Annotated in this window: 19 protein-coding genes and 1 tRNA gene; 15 read left to right on the top strand and 5 right to left on the bottom strand. The window is 65.9% G+C overall.

Annotation, left to right across the window (positions count from 1 at the left end):
• Positions 1-176: 176 nt before the first annotated feature.
• Positions 177-410 carry a hypothetical protein gene (locus KIP89_RS05650; RefSeq protein WP_213754409.1) on the bottom strand — a complete coding sequence of 78 codons (234 nt, stop codon included), beginning with the start codon at positions 408-410 and terminating at the stop codon, positions 177-179.
• A gap of 313 nt (positions 411-723) precedes the next feature.
• Between KIP89_RS05650 and KIP89_RS05645 the strand changes: the two genes are divergently transcribed.
• Positions 724-1,437, top strand: a complete 714-nt coding sequence (locus KIP89_RS05645) for a glutathione S-transferase N-terminal domain-containing protein (RefSeq protein WP_213754408.1) — start codon at positions 724-726, stop codon at positions 1,435-1,437.
• Positions 1,438-1,827: 390 nt separating this feature from the next.
• Positions 1,828-1,919 (top strand) — tRNA-Ser (locus tag KIP89_RS05640).
• A gap of 88 nt (positions 1,920-2,007) precedes the next feature.
• Here the strand turns inward: KIP89_RS05640 and KIP89_RS05635 are convergent.
• Positions 2,008-2,919 (bottom strand): LysR family transcriptional regulator, encoded by a 912-nt coding sequence (locus tag KIP89_RS05635; RefSeq protein ID WP_213754407.1) that lies wholly within the window; start codon positions 2,917-2,919, stop codon positions 2,008-2,010.
• A gap of 221 nt (positions 2,920-3,140) precedes the next feature.
• Here KIP89_RS05635 and KIP89_RS05630 point away from each other — a divergent pair, with 221 nt between their 5' ends.
• The 10 genes from KIP89_RS05630 to KIP89_RS05585 all read left to right on the top strand — a co-directional run bounded on the left by KIP89_RS05630 (position 3,141) and on the right by KIP89_RS05585 (position 13,747).
• Entirely contained in the window at positions 3,141-3,854 is a 714-nt protein-coding gene (locus tag KIP89_RS05630; RefSeq protein WP_213754406.1) for an isochorismatase family protein, read from the top strand.
• A gap of 71 nt (positions 3,855-3,925) precedes the next feature.
• Positions 3,926-5,998 (top strand): hydantoinase/oxoprolinase family protein, encoded by a 2,073-nt coding sequence (locus KIP89_RS05625; RefSeq protein WP_250152210.1) that lies wholly within the window; start codon positions 3,926-3,928, stop codon positions 5,996-5,998.
• An 11-nt stretch (positions 5,999-6,009) separates the two neighbouring features.
• Positions 6,010-7,797, top strand: a complete 1,788-nt coding sequence (locus KIP89_RS05620; protein ID WP_213754405.1) for a hydantoinase B/oxoprolinase family protein — start codon at positions 6,010-6,012, stop codon at positions 7,795-7,797.
• A 110-nt stretch (positions 7,798-7,907) separates the two neighbouring features.
• The gene (locus KIP89_RS05615) at positions 7,908-8,384 is read left to right on the top strand and encodes a nucleoside deaminase (protein WP_213754404.1); all 477 of its coding nucleotides are present in this window, start codon (positions 7,908-7,910) and stop codon (positions 8,382-8,384) included.
• An 87-nt stretch (positions 8,385-8,471) separates the two neighbouring features.
• Complete coding sequence (locus tag KIP89_RS05610) at positions 8,472-9,635, top strand: ABC transporter substrate-binding protein (RefSeq protein WP_213754403.1); 1,164 nt, start codon at positions 8,472-8,474, stop codon at positions 9,633-9,635.
• A 71-nt stretch (positions 9,636-9,706) separates the two neighbouring features.
• The gene (locus KIP89_RS05605) at positions 9,707-10,618 is read left to right on the top strand and encodes an ABC transporter permease (RefSeq protein WP_250152209.1); all 912 of its coding nucleotides are present in this window, start codon (positions 9,707-9,709) and stop codon (positions 10,616-10,618) included.
• A 2-nt stretch (positions 10,619-10,620) separates the two neighbouring features.
• A complete protein-coding gene (locus KIP89_RS05600; RefSeq protein ID WP_250152208.1) occupies positions 10,621-11,421 on the top strand; it encodes an ABC transporter permease in 801 nt (266 codons plus the stop codon).
• A gap of 5 nt (positions 11,422-11,426) precedes the next feature.
• On the top strand, positions 11,427-12,509 hold the full coding sequence (locus KIP89_RS05595; RefSeq protein WP_250152207.1) for an ABC transporter ATP-binding protein: 1,083 nt from the start codon (positions 11,427-11,429) through the stop codon (positions 12,507-12,509).
• A 60-nt stretch (positions 12,510-12,569) separates the two neighbouring features.
• On the top strand, positions 12,570-13,358 hold the full coding sequence (locus KIP89_RS05590) for a creatininase (RefSeq protein WP_213754401.1): 789 nt from the start codon (positions 12,570-12,572) through the stop codon (positions 13,356-13,358).
• Positions 13,359-13,492: 134 nt separating this feature from the next.
• The gene (locus tag KIP89_RS05585) at positions 13,493-13,747 is read left to right on the top strand and encodes a hypothetical protein (protein WP_213754400.1); all 255 of its coding nucleotides are present in this window, start codon (positions 13,493-13,495) and stop codon (positions 13,745-13,747) included.
• 239 nt (positions 13,748-13,986) lie between these two features.
• Here the strand turns inward: KIP89_RS05585 and KIP89_RS05580 are convergent, their stop codons facing one another.
• The 3 genes from KIP89_RS05580 to KIP89_RS05570 form a co-directional block, all read right to left on the bottom strand.
• The gene (locus KIP89_RS05580; RefSeq protein WP_213754399.1) at positions 13,987-14,469 is read right to left on the bottom strand and encodes a nucleoside deaminase; all 483 of its coding nucleotides are present in this window, start codon (positions 14,467-14,469) and stop codon (positions 13,987-13,989) included.
• A gap of 54 nt (positions 14,470-14,523) precedes the next feature.
• Positions 14,524-15,471 (bottom strand): antibiotic biosynthesis monooxygenase, encoded by a 948-nt coding sequence (locus tag KIP89_RS05575; protein WP_213754398.1) that lies wholly within the window; start codon positions 15,469-15,471, stop codon positions 14,524-14,526.
• 199 nt (positions 15,472-15,670) lie between these two features.
• Positions 15,671-16,114 (bottom strand): SRPBCC family protein, encoded by a 444-nt coding sequence (locus tag KIP89_RS05570; protein WP_213754397.1) that lies wholly within the window; start codon positions 16,112-16,114, stop codon positions 15,671-15,673.
• 218 nt (positions 16,115-16,332) lie between these two features.
• Between KIP89_RS05570 and KIP89_RS05565 the strand changes: the two genes are divergently transcribed.
• Genes KIP89_RS05565 through KIP89_RS05555 form a run of 3 tightly spaced genes read left to right on the top strand, consistent with a single transcriptional unit; the run spans position 16,333 to position 18,155 of the window.
• Positions 16,333-16,746: a VOC family protein gene (locus tag KIP89_RS05565; protein ID WP_213754396.1), complete on the top strand. Its 414-nt coding sequence runs from the start codon at positions 16,333-16,335 to the stop codon at positions 16,744-16,746.
• Positions 16,747-16,758: 12 nt separating this feature from the next.
• Positions 16,759-17,841, top strand: a complete 1,083-nt coding sequence (locus KIP89_RS05560; RefSeq protein WP_213754395.1) for a WD40/YVTN/BNR-like repeat-containing protein — start codon at positions 16,759-16,761, stop codon at positions 17,839-17,841.
• A gap of 5 nt (positions 17,842-17,846) precedes the next feature.
• Positions 17,847-18,155: a ubiquitin family protein gene (locus tag KIP89_RS05555; RefSeq protein WP_213754394.1), complete on the top strand. Its 309-nt coding sequence runs from the start codon at positions 17,847-17,849 to the stop codon at positions 18,153-18,155.
• Positions 18,156-18,161: the final 6 nt, after the last annotated feature.

Below are 18,161 nucleotides of genomic sequence, written 5' to 3'. Positions count from 1 at the left end.
GGCGCGGCGGGTCCGGCGCTGCACCCGCGCTGCACCCGCAGGCGCAGGATAGTCGCTCCACCGGCCGGAAGGAACCTGTGCGGCGGCCACGCGGCCGCCAAGAGGTGGGGCAGGCGGGTCGGGGCAGGCTGGCCGGGCGGGCTGCCGCCACCCGGCCGTGCGCGAGAGGGCGCGCCTCAGGCGCCCTTCTGGCATTTGGCCAGGAAATCCTTCTGGCCGAGGCCATCGAGCTTTCCGGCTTTCTCGCCGGTCTTCCATTCCTTCTGGCAGTTGGCCTTGGCCGCGCTCGCGATCTTCTGATGCGCCGGGGGCGTGGCGGCGGGCGTCGCCATGGGGGTGGCGGCGAAGGAAGAGGCCGAGGCGAGAACGATGCCGGCGGCGGTGAGGCCGGCGAGAAGACGATGGGTCATGATATTTCCCTCGTATTTCCGGTTCGCGATGCTGCGAACAGGACGGAGTTCATTCCCCGCCTCGGGCCGAATTGCGGTGCAAACAAGAAAGAATATTGATCATCGTCACGAATACATGAGTGACGTGGCGATACGTAAAGTATAAGCTGACTTAAGGTCAGGAGATGCTGGGGCCTTGCCGCATCATTGCCTGTGGGCAAGCCGGAAGGCGCGGGAGATCGCGCCGGCGGGCGCGCTTGCCAGCGACAGCGGCTGGGCCTAGTTCTCAATGGTTAACGGCCGCCAGGGGGCGGCGCGCAGAAGGCGTTTGGCAATGGCCCAACTTCAGACCAAGCCGATCCAGCTCCATTACTGGCCGACCCCTAACGGGTGGAAGATCTCCATCATGCTGGAGGAATGCGGCCTGCCCTATGAAGTGCTGCCGGTGAACATCGGCAAGGGCGAGCAGTTCCGCCCCGACTTCCTCGCGATCTCCCCCAACAACAAGATCCCCGCCATTCTCGACCCGGAGGGGCCGGGTGGCCAGCCGATCTCGGTCTTCGAATCGGGCGCCATCCTGCAATATCTCGGGCGCAAGACCGGCCTGTTCTACCCGGCCGACGAGCGCGCGCGGGTGGAGGTGGAAGAGTGGCTGTTCTGGCAGATGGCGGGCCTCGGCCCGATGGCCGGGCAGGCGCATCATTTCCGCATCTACGCCCCCGAGAAGATCGGCTACGCCATCGACCGCTACACCAATGAGGTGCACCGCCTCTATGGGGTGATGAACAAGCGCCTCGCCGACCGCCCCTTCCTCGCCGGGGAGTACTCCATCGCCGACATCGCCTGCGTCGGCTGGGCCAAGCTCTGGGAGCGGCAGGGGCAGGACATCGCCGAATTCCCGCATTTCGCCGCCTGGCTGGAGCGCGTGCTGGCCCGCCCGGCGGTCAAGCGCGGCCTCGCGGTGAACGCCGAGGACCGCGGCAAGATCGACCTGTCCACCGACAAGGACGCGCAGAAGATCATGTTCGGCCAGCGCGCCCGCGGCTGAGCGGGCCGGGCGGCCCGTTCGACCGTCATGGGTGGGCTGAGCGGAGGGGCGGGGCTCTGTGAGCCTCTTGCCGAGTATGTTGGCGCCATCGCCCGGCGGTTCTGCGCCTCTTCTTATGGCCGTGCGCCGCTCTCATGGCCGGGTGACGCGCTAGGCGTTTCAACCGCGTCGGCCCGGCGCTGCATTTGGCCGGCGCCGGCCGGCGGCGTTCCGGGGAGGATGCCGTTCGCGCACCCTCCCGCTCTCGCCCATGGACCGAGAGCTTGCCCCAGCATGTGGACGGTGGCGCGCGATCCGGTCCCCGCGCCGCTAAGCCCTTGACCGCGGGGCGCCGGAAACCTAGACAGGGCCCCGCTGGATGCCACGCCGCCCGCGGCGCGACACCCGGCTGGAGACGTGGCCGAGAGGCTGAAGGCACTCGTTTGCTAAATGAGCAGGCCCCCAAAAGGGCCTCGAGGGTTCGAATCCCTCCGTCTCCGCCATTTCAGTCCCGATCTGGGCACCCCGCTTCCCGTCGATTTGCCTTCTGAGGCGAAGTCGAGATTCGAAGATGTGCGCCTCTTCGGTCGATCAGTAGATGATCCCCTCGCGTCCATAGATCGACCGCGCCACGCCGATGAAATTGGTGAGCGCGTGGCTGCGATAGGCGCGGTTCCAGACCAGCAGCGTCTCGATCCGTGCGGATGCGTCGGCGATCGGCTTGGTGACCACCGTTCGCGGCTGGAAGCGCACGATGCCGTGCGAGTAGACGGACACGCCGATCCCGCTGCCGACAAGACCGAGTATCCCCATCGCGTCGGAGATCTCGTACCTCGCCTCGATGCTGATGCCGGCGCGCGCGAAAATGTCGACGACGAGCGGGCGGAAGAAGTCCCATTCCGACATGCTGCCGAGCACCAGGGGAAAACGCGCCAGTTCTTCCAGCGTCACGCTCTCCCGCGTCGACAGGCGGTGCTCCATCGGCAGAACCGCGACCAGCGGTTCCAGCGAGATGGGCTGCGTCTCGAACTGCGGGTGCGCGAACGGGCCCAGCATGAAGCCGACATCGATGTCATTGCGCGCAAGGTCGATCTTCTGACCCTGGGTGCGGATGTATTTCAGCGTCAGGTCAACTTCGGGATAGAGCCGGGTGAATTCGTGCACGACCCGCGGCATCGCTTCGATGGCGGCAAACGACATATAGCCGACCCGCAATTGCCCCTTCTTTCCCTCGGCGGCAATGCGCGCCGAATGAACGGCTGACTGAATGGTGCTGCCCAGCAGGCGCGTGCGCTCGTGGAAGATCTCGCCCGCCGCCGTCAGCGACACCTCCCGCGTGGTGCGACGTATCAATTGATAGCCGAGCAGTTCCTCCATCTGACGGATGCGCCGCGACAGCGCACTCTGGTCGATCGCCAGCCGCTCGGCGGCGCGCCGGAAACTCAGCTCCATCGCCACGACGTTGAACGCTTCAATGTCGCGGGAATTGGGCAGCGCAGACATTGGCGGTCTCATGGTCCGGCGGCGCCAAGGTCGGGCGGAAAGGCGGGCGCGGCATTGATGTCATTTCGTCCATAATAATGGGGAAGACGGCAATGGCGTCAAGATAGGCTTGCCCTCAATCTAGGCATCAACACGGTGCTTACCTGCCCTGGAGGCGTCCGAAAGATTGCCGAGGGCCAGGCTGCACCCGCCCGTTGGACGCCTTGCAGAGGACCACGACCATGACCGAAATCGACAACGCAGCCCTCGATCGCATGTTGCAGCAAGCCTTTGAGACTGCGTCTCAGCTCTACAAGGAACGCGGCTTCCAGCGCCGCGTCGGCTTCGGCTCCCGTCCCGCTCTTATCAGCGTCGATCTGGCCAATGCCTGGACGCGGCCGGGCAATCCCTTCACCTGCGATCAGGAGAAGATGAACGGCGAGATCATTCCCGGCATGCAGAAGCTGCTCGCGGCCTGCCGGGCCAATGGCATTCCGGTCGTGCACGTCACCACGGCCTATGAGATCCCCGACCGCACATCGGCCTTCACCGACATGGGTCTGTGGCATTGCAAGATCCCGATCGAAGTCGTCGACATCGCCAACAAGGACTTGTGGGCGATCGACAGCCGCATCGCCCCGGTTCCCGGCGAATACACGCTGCTGAAGAAGCGGGCCTCGGCCTTCCACGGCACCGAACTCGCGGGAATTCTGCGCGCCAACGACATTGATACCATCATGGTGACGGGCGTCACCGCCTGTGCCTGCGTGCGCCAGACGATCTGCGATGGTCTCGCGGACGGCTTCCGCACCATCGCGGTCAAGGAATGCATCGGCGACCGCGTGCCGGGTGCGGTGGCGTGGAACCTCTTCGATATCGACGCCAAATTCGCGGATGTCGAGACCGTCGACACCTGCGTCGCCTACCTCAACGGCCTCCAGCGCGCCGCGGCCTGATCCGCCGGCGCGGCCGCCCGAAGCGGCCGCGCTCCCGGACGGAAAGGCGAACCAACAGGCGAGGAATTGAGATGGCGCGAATTGGCGTGGACGTCGGCGGCACGAACACCGACCTCGTCCTGGAATGCGACAAGGGAATCTTCTTCCACAAGGTGCCGAGCACGACGAAGGATCAGTCGATCGCCGTGGTGGAGGGCGTCCTGCAGATCTGTGACATCGCCGGCGTCGCCAAGGAGAGCGTGGACGTCATCGCCCACGGCACGACGGTCGCGACCAACATCACGATCGAGCACAATGGCGCTGAGGTCGGGATGCTGACCACGCGCGGCTTTCGCGACATCCTGCATATTGGCCGTCACAAGCGCCCGCACAATTTTTCGCTTCACTTCGATGTGCCATGGCAAAGCCATCCGCTGGTCAAGCGGCGCAACCGGATTGCGATTACCGAGCGCATCCTGCCGCCGACCGGGGAGGTGGAGGTCGAACTGGCGGAAGCCGAGGTCCGCGAGGCCTGCGCCCTCTTCCGCCGGCGCGGGCTTCGTTCGATCTGCATCGGCTTCATGTTCTCCTTCCTGAACAGCCGGCACGAGAGGCGGGCCCGCGAGATCGTGCTTGAGGAGATTCCCGACGCCTATGTGTCGATCTCCTCGGAAGTGGCAAATGTGATCCGCGAATATGAGCGTTTCTCCACCGTGGCGATGAACGCCTTCGTCGGCCCGAAATCGGCGCTCTACCTGCGAAATCTCGAACGTAAGGTCAGCGAGGCCGGCATTGCCGCCAAGCTGCGCGTCATTCAGTCGAATGGCGGCATCGCCACTATTGACGGTTGCGTGAAAAAACCGGTCGGTATCCTGATGAGCGGCCCGGCGGGCGGCGTTCTGGGGGCGCTGGCCGAAGCCCGCCTCGCCGGCATCGACAACATCCTCACCATCGATATCGGCGGCACGTCGGCCGACATTTCCATGGTCACGGGGGGGCGCTTCCGTATCAAGAATGCCCGCGACACGGTGGTGTCCGGCCATGCCGTGATGGCGCCGATGATCGACCTCGAAACCATCGGGGCAGGGGGCGGCTCGATCGCCTTCATCGATACCGCCGGAGGCTTCAATGTCGGCCCGCGCTCCGCCGGCTCGGAACCGGGCCCGGCCTGTTACGGGCGTGGCGGCACGGAGCCGACCGTGACGGACGCGCAGGTCGTTCTGGGGCGCATGGATGCCGACAAGTTCCTCGGCGGCGACCTGCCGCTCGACCCCGCGCTCTCCGAAAAGGCAATCCGCGAAAAGATCGCCGAGCCGCTGGGCCTTTCGGTGGTGGAGGCGGCGCTGGGCATTATTCGCGTCGTCAACAACAACATGGCTCTCACCATCCGCGCCAATTCCGTTGCGCGCGGCTATGACCCCCGCGACTTCTCGCTGATGCCCTTCGGCGGGGCCGGTCCCTTCCACGGCGTCGCGCTGGCCGAACTCGTCGCTGCCCGCGACGTGATCGTGCCGGTCTCGCCCGGCATCACCGCCGCCATGGGGCTGCTCGGCACCGATCTGCAATATGAGCACACGCGCTCGGTCATCACCCCGCTCTTTACCGCCGACCAGCCGGCCCTCGACCGCGTCAACGCGGTGATCGACGAACTGAGCGCGGCGGGTCGCCACGAACTCGACAATGACGGCGTCGCCCCCGAGAGCCGGGTCTTCGAGGTGGTGGCCGAGGTGCGCTATCACGGCCAGGGCTTCGAACTGCGCGTGCCGGTGATCGAGGGCCGGCTGACGCGCGCGAACAAGTCCGCGGTCATCGCCGCCTTCCACGCGATGCATGTGGCCGATTATGGCTATGCCTTCGACGACAGCCTGGTCGAACTCTACAACATCCGCGTCATCGCTACGGCGCGCGTGCCGCATCTCGCGCTGCCGCTTGTCGCGCCCGGACAGCCCGACGATCTCGACCGGGCACGGCTCTACGAGCGGCCGACGGTCTTCGACGACGGTTCCACGCACATGACCCCGCGCTATGACCGCCGCAAGCTCGGCATCGGCACGCGGGTGAGCGGGCCGGCCATCCTCGTCCAGCACGATTCCACCACGCTGCTGCCGCCCGGCTACACGGCCGAGACGCTGGCGCATGGCAGCCTCAAGATCACCCGGGCCTGAGAGGGATCATCATGACAGCCACTCAGAAAATCGATCCGATCACCTTGCAGGTCATCCGGGGAGCCATCGAGACCATCGCGGAAGAGATGGCGCATGTGCTTTTCCGCATGTCCTTCTCGTCCATCATCCGCGAGTCCGAGGATCTCGGAGCGGGTCTGTTCGACACGGATTTCAACACGCTTTGCGAATCCGAATCGACGCCGATGCATATCGGGTCGATCCCCGGCTATCTGCGGGGCATTGCCGAAACGCTCGATGATGGCGAGTGGTGCGAGGATGACGTGGTGGTGCATAACCACCCCTATTTCGGCGCCTCGCATTCGCCCGATCTGGCGATCGTCATTCCCATTTTCCACGCGGGCAAGCTGGTCGGATTCTCGGCCAATACCGCCCATCACATCGACATCGGCGCCGCGACGCCGGGGCTGATCATCGACGTACCCGATGTCTATGCCGAGGGTATGCTGTTCGCCGGCACCAAGCTCTATCGCAAGGGCAAGCGCAACGAGACGATCTGGAGCTTCATCCGCCGCAATTCCCGCGCGTCGCGGCAATTGGTGGACGACATCGAGGCGCAGATCGCGTCCGCCCGCCTTGGAGTGCGGCGGTTCAAGGAACTGCTCGACCGCTACAGCGAAGATCTCGTCTTCTCGGCCTGCAACCAGCTCATGGATTATTCGGAGACCATGCTCCGCCAGCGTATCGCCGCCATCCCGGACGGCGAGTACCGCGCGGAAGGCTGGCTAGACGACGATGGCCGCAATCGCGGCCAGCATCTGCCGGTCAAGGTGTGCGTGCGGGTGATCGGTGATCGTGTCGAGGTCGATCTGACGGGATCGGCGCCGCAGACGCCGACGGCCTACAACGTGCCTTTCGAGGGCTCGACCAAGGTTGCCGCCTTCGCCGCCTTCCGCAAATTGCTGCTCGATACCGCGACATCGGAGACGCGGGTTCCCTCGAACCAGGGGTCGTTCCGCCCCATAAGCGTGATCGCGCCGAAGGGCTCGATCTTCAATCCCGAGGCGCCGGCCTCCGCCGAGGCGCGCTTCACCCAGTGCAACTTCATGATCGACCTGATCATCAAGGCGATGGCGCCGGTTCTGCCGAGCGAAATCATCGCCGGCTCCTCGGCCTCGATCTCGTTCGCGTCCTACGCCGGAGTCCAGCCGAACGGCGAGTACTGGGTGTTCCTGGAAGTCAATGAAGGCGCCTATGGCGGCCGGCCCCGCTCCGACGGACCGGACGCGATCGACAATCTCATGGCCAATACCCGCAACAACCCCATCGAGGATCTGGCCATGCACATCCCGATGATCTGCGACCGCTACGAACTGCGCGACGATGTGGCGCCGGGCGCCGGCCGGTTCCGCGGTGGCATGGGAGTCGTCAAGGCCCAGCGCATCCTTACCGACGGCATCATCACGCATGAGAGCGAGCGCCACAGCAATGTGCCGTGGGGCATCTTTGGCGGCCACGAGGGCGCGCCCGGCAAATGCGAGATCTACAACATCGAGACCGCCGAGCCGCCGCGTCAGATGCACTCCAAATTCCACGGCCTGGCCGTGCGGCGAAACGACGTGATGGCCTATTACAGCCCGTGCGGCGGCGGCTTCGGCAATCCCCTGGAACGGGACCCGCAAAAGGTTCTCGAAGACGTGCTCGACGGCTTTTGCTCGCCCGAGAATGCGCGGGATGTCTACGGCGTGGTTCTCGATCTTGAGGCTGAAACCCTGGACCTCGCCCTGACCGAAGCTCTGAGGCTGCAACTGGAAGGCCAGCTGCAACGCCAGTCCCTGTAGGGCGCACCGTTTGCGCTCAAGCGTCTGTTGCCTCTGCCGCTCCCCGCACGCGCATCGCCGTCATCCAGACCCGCAATTCCCGTGAACACTTTTCCATTCGAGGTTCTTCCATGAGCACACCCGAATTCTTCATGCGCCGCGCCATCGAGATCAGTCGCGACCGGCTGCGGGCCGACGGCTGCGGGCCGTTCGGCTGCGTCATCGTCAAGGATGGCGTCATCGTCGGCGAGGGCGTGAACAACGTGGTCAACAACCACGACGCGACCTCCCATGGCGAGATGGAAGCGATCCGCGATGCCGGCCGCAACCTGAAGACGTGGGATCTCAGCGGCTGCGAGCTCTACACCTCCTGCGAGCCCTGCGAGATGTGTGCGTCGGCGATGTTCTGGGCCAAGATTTCGAAGATGTACTACGCCAACACGCTGGCTGATTGCCAGGAAGTCGGCCTCGACGTCGCGCCGCTGCGCAAGATGATCCGCTCGGATGTCGAGGATCGTGCGCTGCCGGCCGAGCGATTGCTGGGCCCTGCGGCCCGTGAGGTGCTCGACGAATGGGCCGCCTCGCCGGACTTCGATCCCTTTCAGTGACGTGCCGATTTCAGTGACGTGCCGATGCCGGCACCGCAACGCCGGCCAATGACTCGATAATCAACCTTCCCGATGGAGCCATCGTTCATGAACGAGTTTGACGGTCCGATCACCGATTTCCGGGGGCTGCTGCACCCGATGAACCGCCGCCGCCTGCTGCAGGGCGCCAGCGCGCTGGCCGGCGCCGCCGCGCTCGGCGTTACCGCCACGGCCCCGGAGCCGGCCTACGCGCAGGACAAGGTGCTGAACCTGCTTTCCTGGCCCGGCCATGCCGATCCGGCGGTGGTGAAGCCGTTCGAGGACAAGTACGGCGTCAAGGTCGTCGCCAAGGAATATGTCGGCGGCGAGCCGATGCTGGCGCTGATGAACCAGTCGCCTCCCGGCTCGTTCGACGTGGTGCTGGCGGATGCCGAATACATCCACATGCTCAAGGAAGGCGGCTTCATCGACAAGATGAACCCGGCCGACTACCCGCTGGCCGATTACTGGCCGGAATTCCAGAAGTTCGAGCCGCACTGGGTCGGCGACGAGCTGTATTCGGTGCTGATCCGCTTCGGTTATCTCGGCATCGCCTACCGCACCGACATGCTCACCGAGACCGACGTGAAGTCGTACAAGGCGCTGTGGGATCCCAAGATCAAGGGCAAGCTCGGCTTCTTCGACTGGTACCTGCCGACGATGGGCTGCCTGAGCCTGTATAACGGCAACAAGCCGCCGTTCGACATCTCCGACGCCGCCTTCGGCAAGCTCAAGGAGACGCTGTTCTCGCTCAAGCCGCAGACCGCCGGCTTCTACTCCATGGCCGACCAGTTCTCGATGCTGACCAACGGCTCCGCCGCCGCCATTCCCGGCGTCGGCGACTGGGTCGTGCTGCTGCTGCAGCAGAACGGCGTGCCGGTTTCCGCCACCGTGCCGGAAGAGGGCGGCATCCAGTGGACCGAGTCGATGTCGATCGTCTCGTCCTCCACCAAGAAGGACCTCGCCAAGGCGTTCATCCAGTACATGTCCTCGCCGGAAGGCCAGGTCCGCTCGGCCCACATGCCGGCCTACTGGGCCTCGATCCCGAACAGGAAGGGCTGGGAACTGCTGAACAGGGACTTCCCCGCCGACGCCAAGGCGCTGCGTCACACCTTCGACGCCCGCAACGTCATGGACGAGTACAAGGACGGCAAGATCTTCATCCGCAAGACCCCGGTGAAGCAGACCATCGAGCAGTGGAACGACGTCTGGTCCGAATTCAAGTCGATGTAGTCCGACCGCTCATCACGGCGGGCGGCCGCGTGCCGCCTGCCGTTTCCCCGAACAGCACCTGCGAAGGCCGCATGAGCGAACCTCTGCCATTGCCGGACACAGCCTCCGAACCCGCACGGGCGGCCTCATCGCGGTGGGCCAACAGGGCGCGCTACGCCGTATTCTGGGGAGCGCCGCCGGCGCTCTGGCAGGCCGCCTTCTTCCTGGTGCCGCTGTGCTTCCTCATCGCGATGACCTTCTGGTCGGTGAGGAATTTCCGCCTGGCGCCAGACAGCACGCTGGCGAACTGGACCTTCATCCTCACGGCCGGCTTCTTCCGCAACGCCTATGTCTACACGTTCTGGCTCTCCGCCCTGACGGCGCTGATCGCCAGCCTCGCCGCCTTTCCGGCTGCTTACACGCTGGCCTACAAGGTGAGCCCGGCGACGCGCCGCTTGATGATCTTCATGCTGGTGGTGCCGTTCTTCACCAGCTATCCGGTGCGGATCTATTCCACCCAGATTTTCTTCAGCCCGCAGGGAATCATCAACACCGTGCTGGTGCCGCTCGGGCTCGGGCCGCTGCAGGTGCTGAACACGCCGACCGGCACGGTGGTGGGTTATCTCGTGCTGACCCTCCCGCTCGTGGTGCTGCTGCAGACCTTCGCGCTGTCCAACGTGCCGCGCATCCTGATCGAGGCGGCGCATAATCTCGGCTGCGGGCGGTTTCGTACCATCTGGCAGGTGATCATTCCGTCCGCGCGGATCGGGCTGATCGTGGCCGGTACCTTCGCCTTCGTGCTGGCATTCGGCGACTATGTGGCGCCGACCTATCTCGGCGGTTCCAAGCCGCCGACGCTGAGCATCCTGATCGCCGATCAGGTGAAGTCCGGCAATAACTGGCCGCGCGCCTCGGTGGTGGCGGCGACGATGATCCTGACGCTCATGATGGTGATGCTGGTGATGATCGCGCTCGCCTATGGCCGGCGCAAGGGGAGAGGCTGAGCATGGCCGCTCTCCGCCGCATCCTTCTCATCGCCTACACGGCGCTGCTGTTCGCCTTTATCTTCGCGCCGATCGTCTCGACCATCGTGTTCTCGTTCAACGCCGACCGTTTCCCCAGCCTGCCTTGGGGCGGGTTCAGCCTGCAATGGTACGCGGCGATCTTTAACGACGCGACGATCCAGCGCGGGCTGGTGAACAGCCTCATCGTGGCCGGCGTCACCTGCGTCATCGCGACGTTCCTCGGCTTTTCCGCCGCCTATATCGACTACCGCTACCGATTCCTCGGCAAGTCGGTCTATCTCGCGCTCGCGGCGCTGCCGCCGACCGTGCCGGTGGTGATCCTCGGCGTCGCGCTGCTGACCTTCGAGGGGCGGATAGGGCTGTCCGGCACCCTGACCGGCATCATTGTCGGCCATGTCGTGCTGAGCACGCCCTTCGCCATGGCGCTGGTGCGGATGCGCCTCGCCGATCTCGACCCGGATATCGAACGCGCCGCCTGGAATCTCGGCGCGACGCCCTGGGCCACCATGTTCGGGGTGATCGTGCCGTTCTGCCTGCCGGCGATCTTCGCCGCGATCTTTCTCACCGCCGCCGTGTCGTTCGATGAGTTCATGATCGCCTGGTTCGTCTCCGGCGTGAACGAGACGCTGCCGGTGCGCGTGCTGGCGATGCTTCAGGGACAGGTCAGCCCGCGCATCAACGCCATCGGCGCCATCGTCTTCGCCGTCAGCATCACGCTCATCGTGTTCGCCCAAGTGCTGCTCGGGAGCATCGCGGGCCGTGCCGCCCGAAGGAAAGGATGACGCGCATGGCCATTCCCATGATCGAACTCGACCGTGTCGCCAAGCATTATGGCGACCAGGCCGCCGTGGCCGATGTGTCCTTCGACATCGAGAAGGGCGAGTTCATCGCGCTGATGGGCCCGTCCGGCTGCGGCAAGACCACCACGCTGCGCATGATCGCCGGGCTCGACCAGCCTACCTCCGGCGAAATCCGGCTGTGGGGCCGCCGTCTCAACGAGGATGCGCCGTGGGAGCGCGATGCGCCGCTGGTGTGGCAGAGCTATGCGCTGTTCCCGTTCCTGTCGGTGCGCAAGAATGTCGAGTTCGGCCTCAAGCAGCGCGGCCTGCCCGCAGCGGAGCGCCGCAGGAAGGCCGATGAGTGGATGGAGCGGCTCGGCATCGCCGGCTTTGCCGAGCGCGGCGTCGATCAGCTCTCGGGCGGCCAGCGCCAGCGTGTCGCGCTGGCCCGCGCGCTCGCGTTGGAACCTGAAATGCTGCTGCTCGACGAGCCCTTGAGTGCGCTCGACCCGCATTTGCGGGTGCGGATGCAGTCCGAGCTGGTGCGCCTGCACCGCGAGCTCGGCATCACCTTCATCTGCGTGACGCACAGCCATTCCGAGGCCTTCGCCATGGCCGACCGGGTGGTCATCATGAATGAGGGGCGGGTGCAGCAGGTCGGTGCGCCGCGAGATATCTACCGCCGCGCCGCCAACCGTTTCGTCGCCGAGTTCGTCGGCGGCAACAATCTGTTCGCCGGCACGGCGTCTTCCGCCGGCACGAGGCTGCGCGTCGACGGTCCGTTCGGCACCGCGCTCGCCCCGCGCCCGGCCGAGTTCACCTTTCAGGACGGCGACGCGGTGACGCTGGTCGTCGCGGCCGACCGTATCGAACTCGCGCCGGCGCCGATGGGAGCGGACAACGAAGTTGAAGGACGGGTGGTGACGCTCGACTTCGTCGGCTCCAGTGTCACGGTATTCCTGGAGACCGCCGGTGGCGCGGAACTGCGTATCCAGCAGTCGCTCAGCCAGATCGAGAATACCCCCCTCAGCCCCGGCCAGACCATCACCGCCCGATGGTCGCAGGATGTGGGCTTCTTCCTGTCGTCGTGACGACGATGTCTTTTCGGTACCAGCGCGATGTCGCTGGCCTACCCCTGAGCGGAGCCCTACATGACCGGCCTCTCGACCCGTATCGCGGACATGACCTGGTATGAATTCGCCGATCGGGTCAAAGACAACCCCATTGTTTTCCTGCCGACGGGCTCGGTGGAGCAGCACGGGCCCCATCTGCCGCTCCTGACCGACGTGATCCTTCCGTCCGCGCTGGCGGAAGCTGTGGCGGCCGAGGTCGGCGGCATGGTCGCCCCGCCGGTGGCCTATGGCTACAAGTCGCAGCCGAAATCCGGCGGCGGGAACCATTTTCCCGGCACGCTGAGCCTGGACGCCAACGTGTTCATCGCTCTGGTCCGCAACATCATCAATGAACTGGTCCGCCACGGCGCGCGCAACATCGTGCTGTTCGACGGGCATATGGAGAATGCCTGGTTCCTCGTCGAGGCCGCCGATCTCGCCCTGCGCGATCAGGCCATGCTGGGGCGCACGGATGTGAAGATCATCAAGCTCGGCTACTGGGACTTCATCACCAAGGCGACCGAGGCCATACTCTTTCCCAACGGCTTCCCGAGCTGGGAACTTGAGCATGCGGCGGTAATGGAGACCTCGCTCATGCTCCACATCCGCCCCGATCTGGTGCGGCAGGACCGCATTCCCGATGATCCGGCGGCGGACTTCCCGCCCTATGACGTCTATCCGTTCGACACCCGCCCCATCCCGCCGACCGGCGTTCTGTCGTCGGCCAAGTCCGCCTCGGCCGACAAGGGCAGGGCCGTGTTGGCTCAGGTGGTGCCGGACATCGCGGCGGCGCTATCGAGGGAGTTTCCATCCATCCGCATCTTGTGACCCGTGATGGTTGAATGCCGCGCGCGCATCGCCTGCGGGGGCTGCGAGCCGGTCAACGCTGGTTGATCGAGGTGTTGGCGACTTGTTCTCTTTTTGTTCTCGTGCTTCCATCGGGAGAACGAGGAGACACCGCCATGCAGACAAGCGCCCCGCACCCGACACCCCACACCGAGCCATGCGAGCCGGAACCCATCGTCATCACCGAGGCCGATGTGAGCGCCATTCTCCAGGAGTGTTCGGGGGATTCCCGCGCGGCCATTCGCGCCCTTCTGCTGGGACAGGCCGTGCTCCAGCAGCAGCTCGAAGAGGCGCGTCGGGAGGCGTCCTGGGGCTATCTGAGGGGACGTCCGTCGCGGTGGATCAATCGCCCTGAATCTCAAGCGACTTGAGCCTCAAGCACTCTGAGCCTGCAGCGGCAGGGTGAGTGGAGGCGCGCGGTGATCCCGCGCACGCCCCGTTCCGTGTGGCGGTCCCCGACGGGGTGAGCCACGGCCACAAGCCGGCGTCCGCAGGCGCCTTTTCACCCGCAGGCGCCCTTGTCGTTGAAAGCGGCGCGGGAGCCTCGGCGCCGACGGTGAGGCTCTCCGGCACCGACGGCTCCTAGGTGGGGCGCTGCGCCGTGTGCCGCTCAGTAGGGGACGCGGTCGGCCTTGTTCTTGTACTGCTTCCACACCTCGACCGCGTCCTCGCGCAGAATCTGCACGCATTCGATCGAGCGTTCGCTGACCGGCTTCTTCAGCTCGGCATAGATCATGCTGTCGTCGAAATCGCCATATTCGAGCGCGTCGGCATTGGTCGAGGCATAGAACACCTTCTCGATGCCGGCCCAGTAGGCGGCGGCCATGCACATGGGGCAGGGCTCGGCGCTGGTGTAGAGCGTGGCGCGCGGCAGCTTGAAGCTGCCCACCTTCTTGCAGGCCTTGCGGATGGCTTCGATCTCGCCGTGCCAGGTGGGATCATTCTCGGCCACGACGCGATTGGCGCCCTCGCCGATGATCTCGCCATCGCTGACGATGACGCAGCCGAACACGCCGCCGGCGCTGTCGACCAGCGCGGTCTTGGCGGACAGTTCGATGGCACGCTTCATGAACTTCTCGTCGTCGCTGGTCATCGCAAGTCCCTTATCTGCATCGGAGAGGGTGAGGCGTGGGCACGGCACGACACGTCACAACAGCAGGGATAGCAGGCCCATCTCTGCCGCATAGAGGGCGATCAGCAGGAGCGCGCCACCGATCTCGGCGCGGCGCCGATGCGCGGGGGCCGGCGCCAGCCACCAGCCCATGCCGGCGCGGGCGAGGCCGACCAGCGGCCAGGAGACCAGGCTCACGCTGATGGCGTTGCCGATGAAGGTGGCGACCGCCGTCGGCAGGCCGGCCAGATGCGGGCTGAGGAAGCGGATTTCGAGCCCGACGACCGGGAACAGGACGAGCAGCACCAGCGCCGTCTGTTTCCAGGCCGGCGGCACCGCGCCGGCCCGATCGGGGGCGAACCACGCCCCGAAGCCGGCGGCCAGCCGCCGGCTGGACCAGTGCGACATGGTGGGATCGGCGCTGGCGAGCCGCTCCCGGCGCTCGGCGGAGGCCAGCCACGTATCGAGCTGGCCGGGGGTCGAAAAGCGCACCAGCGCGGTCCAGTAGGGCGGATCGCCGGCGACGGGCGCCTGCACGAAGGTGCCCATATAGCCGGGAAAGCGCGCCTGCGCGGACTGGATCGCCTGGGTCCAGTCGAGGAACTCGTTCTCGCGGCCGGGTTCCACCACGGTGGTGATGACTTCCGTCACCGTGCCGAAGGCGTGGTAGTCGGGCGCGACCTCTTCCGGCATGTCGGGCGCGCCCGCCGCTCGCAGCCCGGCGAGGCTGTCCAGCAGGGCCGCGCGGGCGGGATGGGCCAGCCAGGATTCCAGCGCCTCATGGGCGACGAAACGCTGGATGATCTGCCACTCGGTGGAGCCGGCATAGGCGGGAAGGATGTCGAGGCCGAGAAAGCCGGGATGCGAGGAGGCCCCGCGGGTGAAGGCGGCCTGCCAGTCGGCGAAGGCGTCGAAGGCGTCCGGGCTGACCACGATACGCGTCGTCACGGCACTGACGGCGGCACTTCTTATTTCGGTCGTCATGCCGTCTCCCGAACACCGCCGCCGCGCGATACTGGGTCCGTACGTAACGGAAGACAACCGCGAAAACGGCGCGACGGGGCGATAGGCGCGCGTCGTGGTCGACCCATACCTCTGGACCCATACCTATCGACACGCGCCCAAAGAGGACCGGCCCTCTCGGCGCTTTCGCGCTGCCGCCTGCCGATTTTCCCGCGAGAGGCTATTGGTTGATGTCGGGCTCGACCAGCATCGCCAGGTTCCGCAGCGAATCCTGCCAGCCGAGGTAGCAGGCTTCCACGGGAATGACGTCCGGGATGCCGTCCTGCACGATGGACAGATCGGTACCGACCGAGACCTTCGTCAATGTCACGGTCACGGTGATCTCGCCGGGAAGATTGGGATCGTCGAATGTGTCGGTGTAGCGCAGGCGTTCGCCCGGAACGAGTTCGACATAGGCGCCGCCGAAGGCGTGGCTGTGGCCGGTCGTGAAATTGCGGAACGACATGCGGAAGGTGCCGCCGACCTTGGCCTCCAGATGATGCACGGTGCAGGCAAACCCGTTGGGCGGCAGCCATTTCGCGAGGGCGTCCGCCTCGATGAAGGCGCGATAGACCTTGTCGGGGCTGGTCGCCAGAACGCGGTGCAGGCGGACGGTGCTGGGCATGGTCATTGGTCCTGAGTGGGTGAGGGGCTCTGCGCCAAGGACGGCCCATCCTCGCCCAGGCCGACATCACGATCTTCGTTTTTTTGAAACGCCCCGACCGTCGTTGAGGTCCGGCCGCACGCCCGAGAAAATTTCCGCGGCGCTGTCGGCACGGCTATCGGCCGTTCGTCCTCGCCTCATGGGCGCCCGCAGAGGCGCGGCCAAAGGAGAGAAAAGCGATGAATGTTCAGGCCTACCTCATGTTCAATGGCCGTACCGAGGAAGCCATCGCGTTCTATAAAACGGCACTCGGCGCCGAGGTCACCATGCTCATGCGCTTTCGCGACGCGCCGGACCCGGTGCCGCCGGGCATGATACCGGAGGGCTGGGACGACAGGATCATGCATGCCAGCTTCAGGATCGGCGACGCCGAGCTGCTGGCCTCCGATGGCTGCCAGTCCGATGCCGCCGGGTTCAACGGCATCTCGCTGGCGCTCTCGGTCGCGTCCCCGGAGGAGGCGGACGCGACATTCGCGGCTCTCGCGCAGGGCGGGCAGGTGACCATGCCGCTGGCAAAGACCTTCTTCTCGCCGCGCTTCGGCACCCTGACCGACCGCTTCGGCGTTTCCTGGATGATCGTCACCAGCGAGTGACAGGAGGGTATGATGGCGCAGCAGGTCTTCATCCTGGTCGGCACCCGCAAGGGCGCCTTCATCGTCGAAAGCGACGCCGCGCGTCGCTCATGGCAGGTGCGCGGCCCGTTCTGCGAGACATGGCCGACCAACCATGTCGTGGCGGACCCGCGGAGCGGAACGATCTATGCCGGCGGCGGCAATGAATGGTTCGGGCCGGCGGTGTGGAAATCCACGGATTTCGGCGCGAGCTGGACCCATTCGAGCCAGGGCCTCGCCTCTGAGGCCGGGCAGGCCCCGGTGAAAGCGGTGTGGAGCCTCGCCACGGCGCCGGACGGCAGCCTCTATGCGGGCGTCGAGCCGGCCGGGCTGTTCCGCAGCGTGGATGGCGGCGCGAACTGGACCCATCTCAACGGCTTGCAGAAGCACCCGACGCGGCCGGAGTGGAATCCGGGCGGCGCCGGGCTGATCCTGCATTCGCTGGTGCTCGATCCTGCCGATGAGCGGAAGATCTGGGTTGGCATCTCGGCGGCGGGCGTGTTCGCCACCGAGGATGGCGGCGCCACGTGGGAGACCCGCAATCGCGGCACCCGCGCCGATTTCATGCCGGAGGGGCAGAACTATCCCGAGTTCGGCCAGTGCGTGCATTGCCTCGTCATGGCGCCCGGGGGCGGGCGCCTCTACCAGCAGAACCATTGCGGCATGTACCGTTCCGATGACGGCGGACGAAGCTGGGAGAGCATCGAGAAGGGGCTGCCCTCGTCCTTCGGCTTTCCGGCGGCGGTGCATCCGCGCGACCCTGACGGCCTCTACCTCATCCCGCTGAACGGCGACATCAAGGGGCGGTTCATGCCCGAGGGCAACACGGCGGTGTGGCGCACGCGCGATGCCGGTGCGAGCTGGCAGGCCAAGCGGGTGGGCCTGCCGCAGGGCGGTGCCTATTTCAACGTGCTGCGCCAGGCGATGGCGACCGATACGCTGGAGCCGGCGGGGGTCTATTTCGGCACCAATGCCGGCGGCCTTTATGCGAGCATCGACGAGGGCGAGACATGGGACTGCGTCGCGCCGCATCTGCCGACCATCACCTCGGTCGAGACACTGGTGCAGGAGCGTTGAGAGCGATGGACGGGAAGACGGCACGCGAAAAGGCGGATGAGCCGCGGGCGCGGGTGCTGGTGCGCCTTCCGCCGCATCTTGTCGTGCTCTTTCCCGGCGCCGACCGGCTCGTCCCGCTTGACGCCGGCACAGTCGACGAGATGGTGGATGCGCTCGACGCGCTCTGGCCGGGCATGCGCGAGCGCATCTGCGACGAGACGCCGTCGATCCGGCGGCATATCAACGTCTTCGTCGACGGACGCCGCGCAAGGCTTGCGACGCCGCTCGCGCCGGGGGCGGACGTCTTCGTGCTTACGGCGATCAGCGGCGGCTAGGCCGCC

Origin of the sequence: Ancylobacter radicis, from assembly GCF_018449475.1 — a bacterium.
Lineage (GTDB): Bacteria > Pseudomonadota > Alphaproteobacteria > Rhizobiales > Xanthobacteraceae > Ancylobacter > Ancylobacter radicis.
Note: the sequence above shows the minus strand (reverse complement) of the source record. Positions and strands in the feature narration are given on the sequence as shown.

Excerpts from the sequence above, each read along its gene's own strand:
- KIP89_RS05580 (WP_213754399.1), bottom strand. The coding sequence starts at position 14,469 with ATGACCAGCGACGACGAGAAGTTCATGAAGCGTGCCATCGAACTGTCC.
- KIP89_RS05645 (WP_213754408.1), top strand. The coding sequence starts at position 724 with ATGGCCCAACTTCAGACCAAGCCGATCCAGCTCCATTACTGGCCGACC.
- KIP89_RS05595 (WP_250152207.1), top strand. The coding sequence starts at position 11,427 with ATGGCCATTCCCATGATCGAACTCGACCGTGTCGCCAAGCATTATGGC.
- KIP89_RS05605 (WP_250152209.1), top strand. The coding sequence starts at position 9,707 with ATGAGCGAACCTCTGCCATTGCCGGACACAGCCTCCGAACCCGCACGG.
- KIP89_RS05590 (WP_213754401.1), top strand. The coding sequence starts at position 12,570 with ATGACCGGCCTCTCGACCCGTATCGCGGACATGACCTGGTATGAATTC.
- KIP89_RS05620 (WP_213754405.1), top strand. The coding sequence starts at position 6,010 with ATGACAGCCACTCAGAAAATCGATCCGATCACCTTGCAGGTCATCCGG.
- KIP89_RS05565 (WP_213754396.1), top strand. The coding sequence starts at position 16,333 with ATGAATGTTCAGGCCTACCTCATGTTCAATGGCCGTACCGAGGAAGCC.
- KIP89_RS05585 (WP_213754400.1), top strand. The coding sequence starts at position 13,493 with ATGCAGACAAGCGCCCCGCACCCGACACCCCACACCGAGCCATGCGAG.
- KIP89_RS05650 (WP_213754409.1), bottom strand. The coding sequence starts at position 410 with ATGACCCATCGTCTTCTCGCCGGCCTCACCGCCGCCGGCATCGTTCTC.
- KIP89_RS05635 (WP_213754407.1), bottom strand. The coding sequence starts at position 2,919 with ATGTCTGCGCTGCCCAATTCCCGCGACATTGAAGCGTTCAACGTCGTG.
- KIP89_RS05610 (WP_213754403.1), top strand. The coding sequence starts at position 8,472 with ATGAACGAGTTTGACGGTCCGATCACCGATTTCCGGGGGCTGCTGCAC.
- KIP89_RS05555 (WP_213754394.1), top strand. The coding sequence starts at position 17,847 with ATGGACGGGAAGACGGCACGCGAAAAGGCGGATGAGCCGCGGGCGCGG.
- KIP89_RS05575 (WP_213754398.1), bottom strand. The coding sequence starts at position 15,471 with ATGACGACCGAAATAAGAAGTGCCGCCGTCAGTGCCGTGACGACGCGT.
- KIP89_RS05615 (WP_213754404.1), top strand. The coding sequence starts at position 7,908 with ATGAGCACACCCGAATTCTTCATGCGCCGCGCCATCGAGATCAGTCGC.
- KIP89_RS05560 (WP_213754395.1), top strand. The coding sequence starts at position 16,759 with ATGGCGCAGCAGGTCTTCATCCTGGTCGGCACCCGCAAGGGCGCCTTC.
- KIP89_RS05630 (WP_213754406.1), top strand. The coding sequence starts at position 3,141 with ATGACCGAAATCGACAACGCAGCCCTCGATCGCATGTTGCAGCAAGCC.
- KIP89_RS05625 (WP_250152210.1), top strand. The coding sequence starts at position 3,926 with ATGGCGCGAATTGGCGTGGACGTCGGCGGCACGAACACCGACCTCGTC.
- KIP89_RS05570 (WP_213754397.1), bottom strand. The coding sequence starts at position 16,114 with ATGCCCAGCACCGTCCGCCTGCACCGCGTTCTGGCGACCAGCCCCGAC.
- KIP89_RS05600 (WP_250152208.1), top strand. The coding sequence starts at position 10,621 with ATGGCCGCTCTCCGCCGCATCCTTCTCATCGCCTACACGGCGCTGCTG.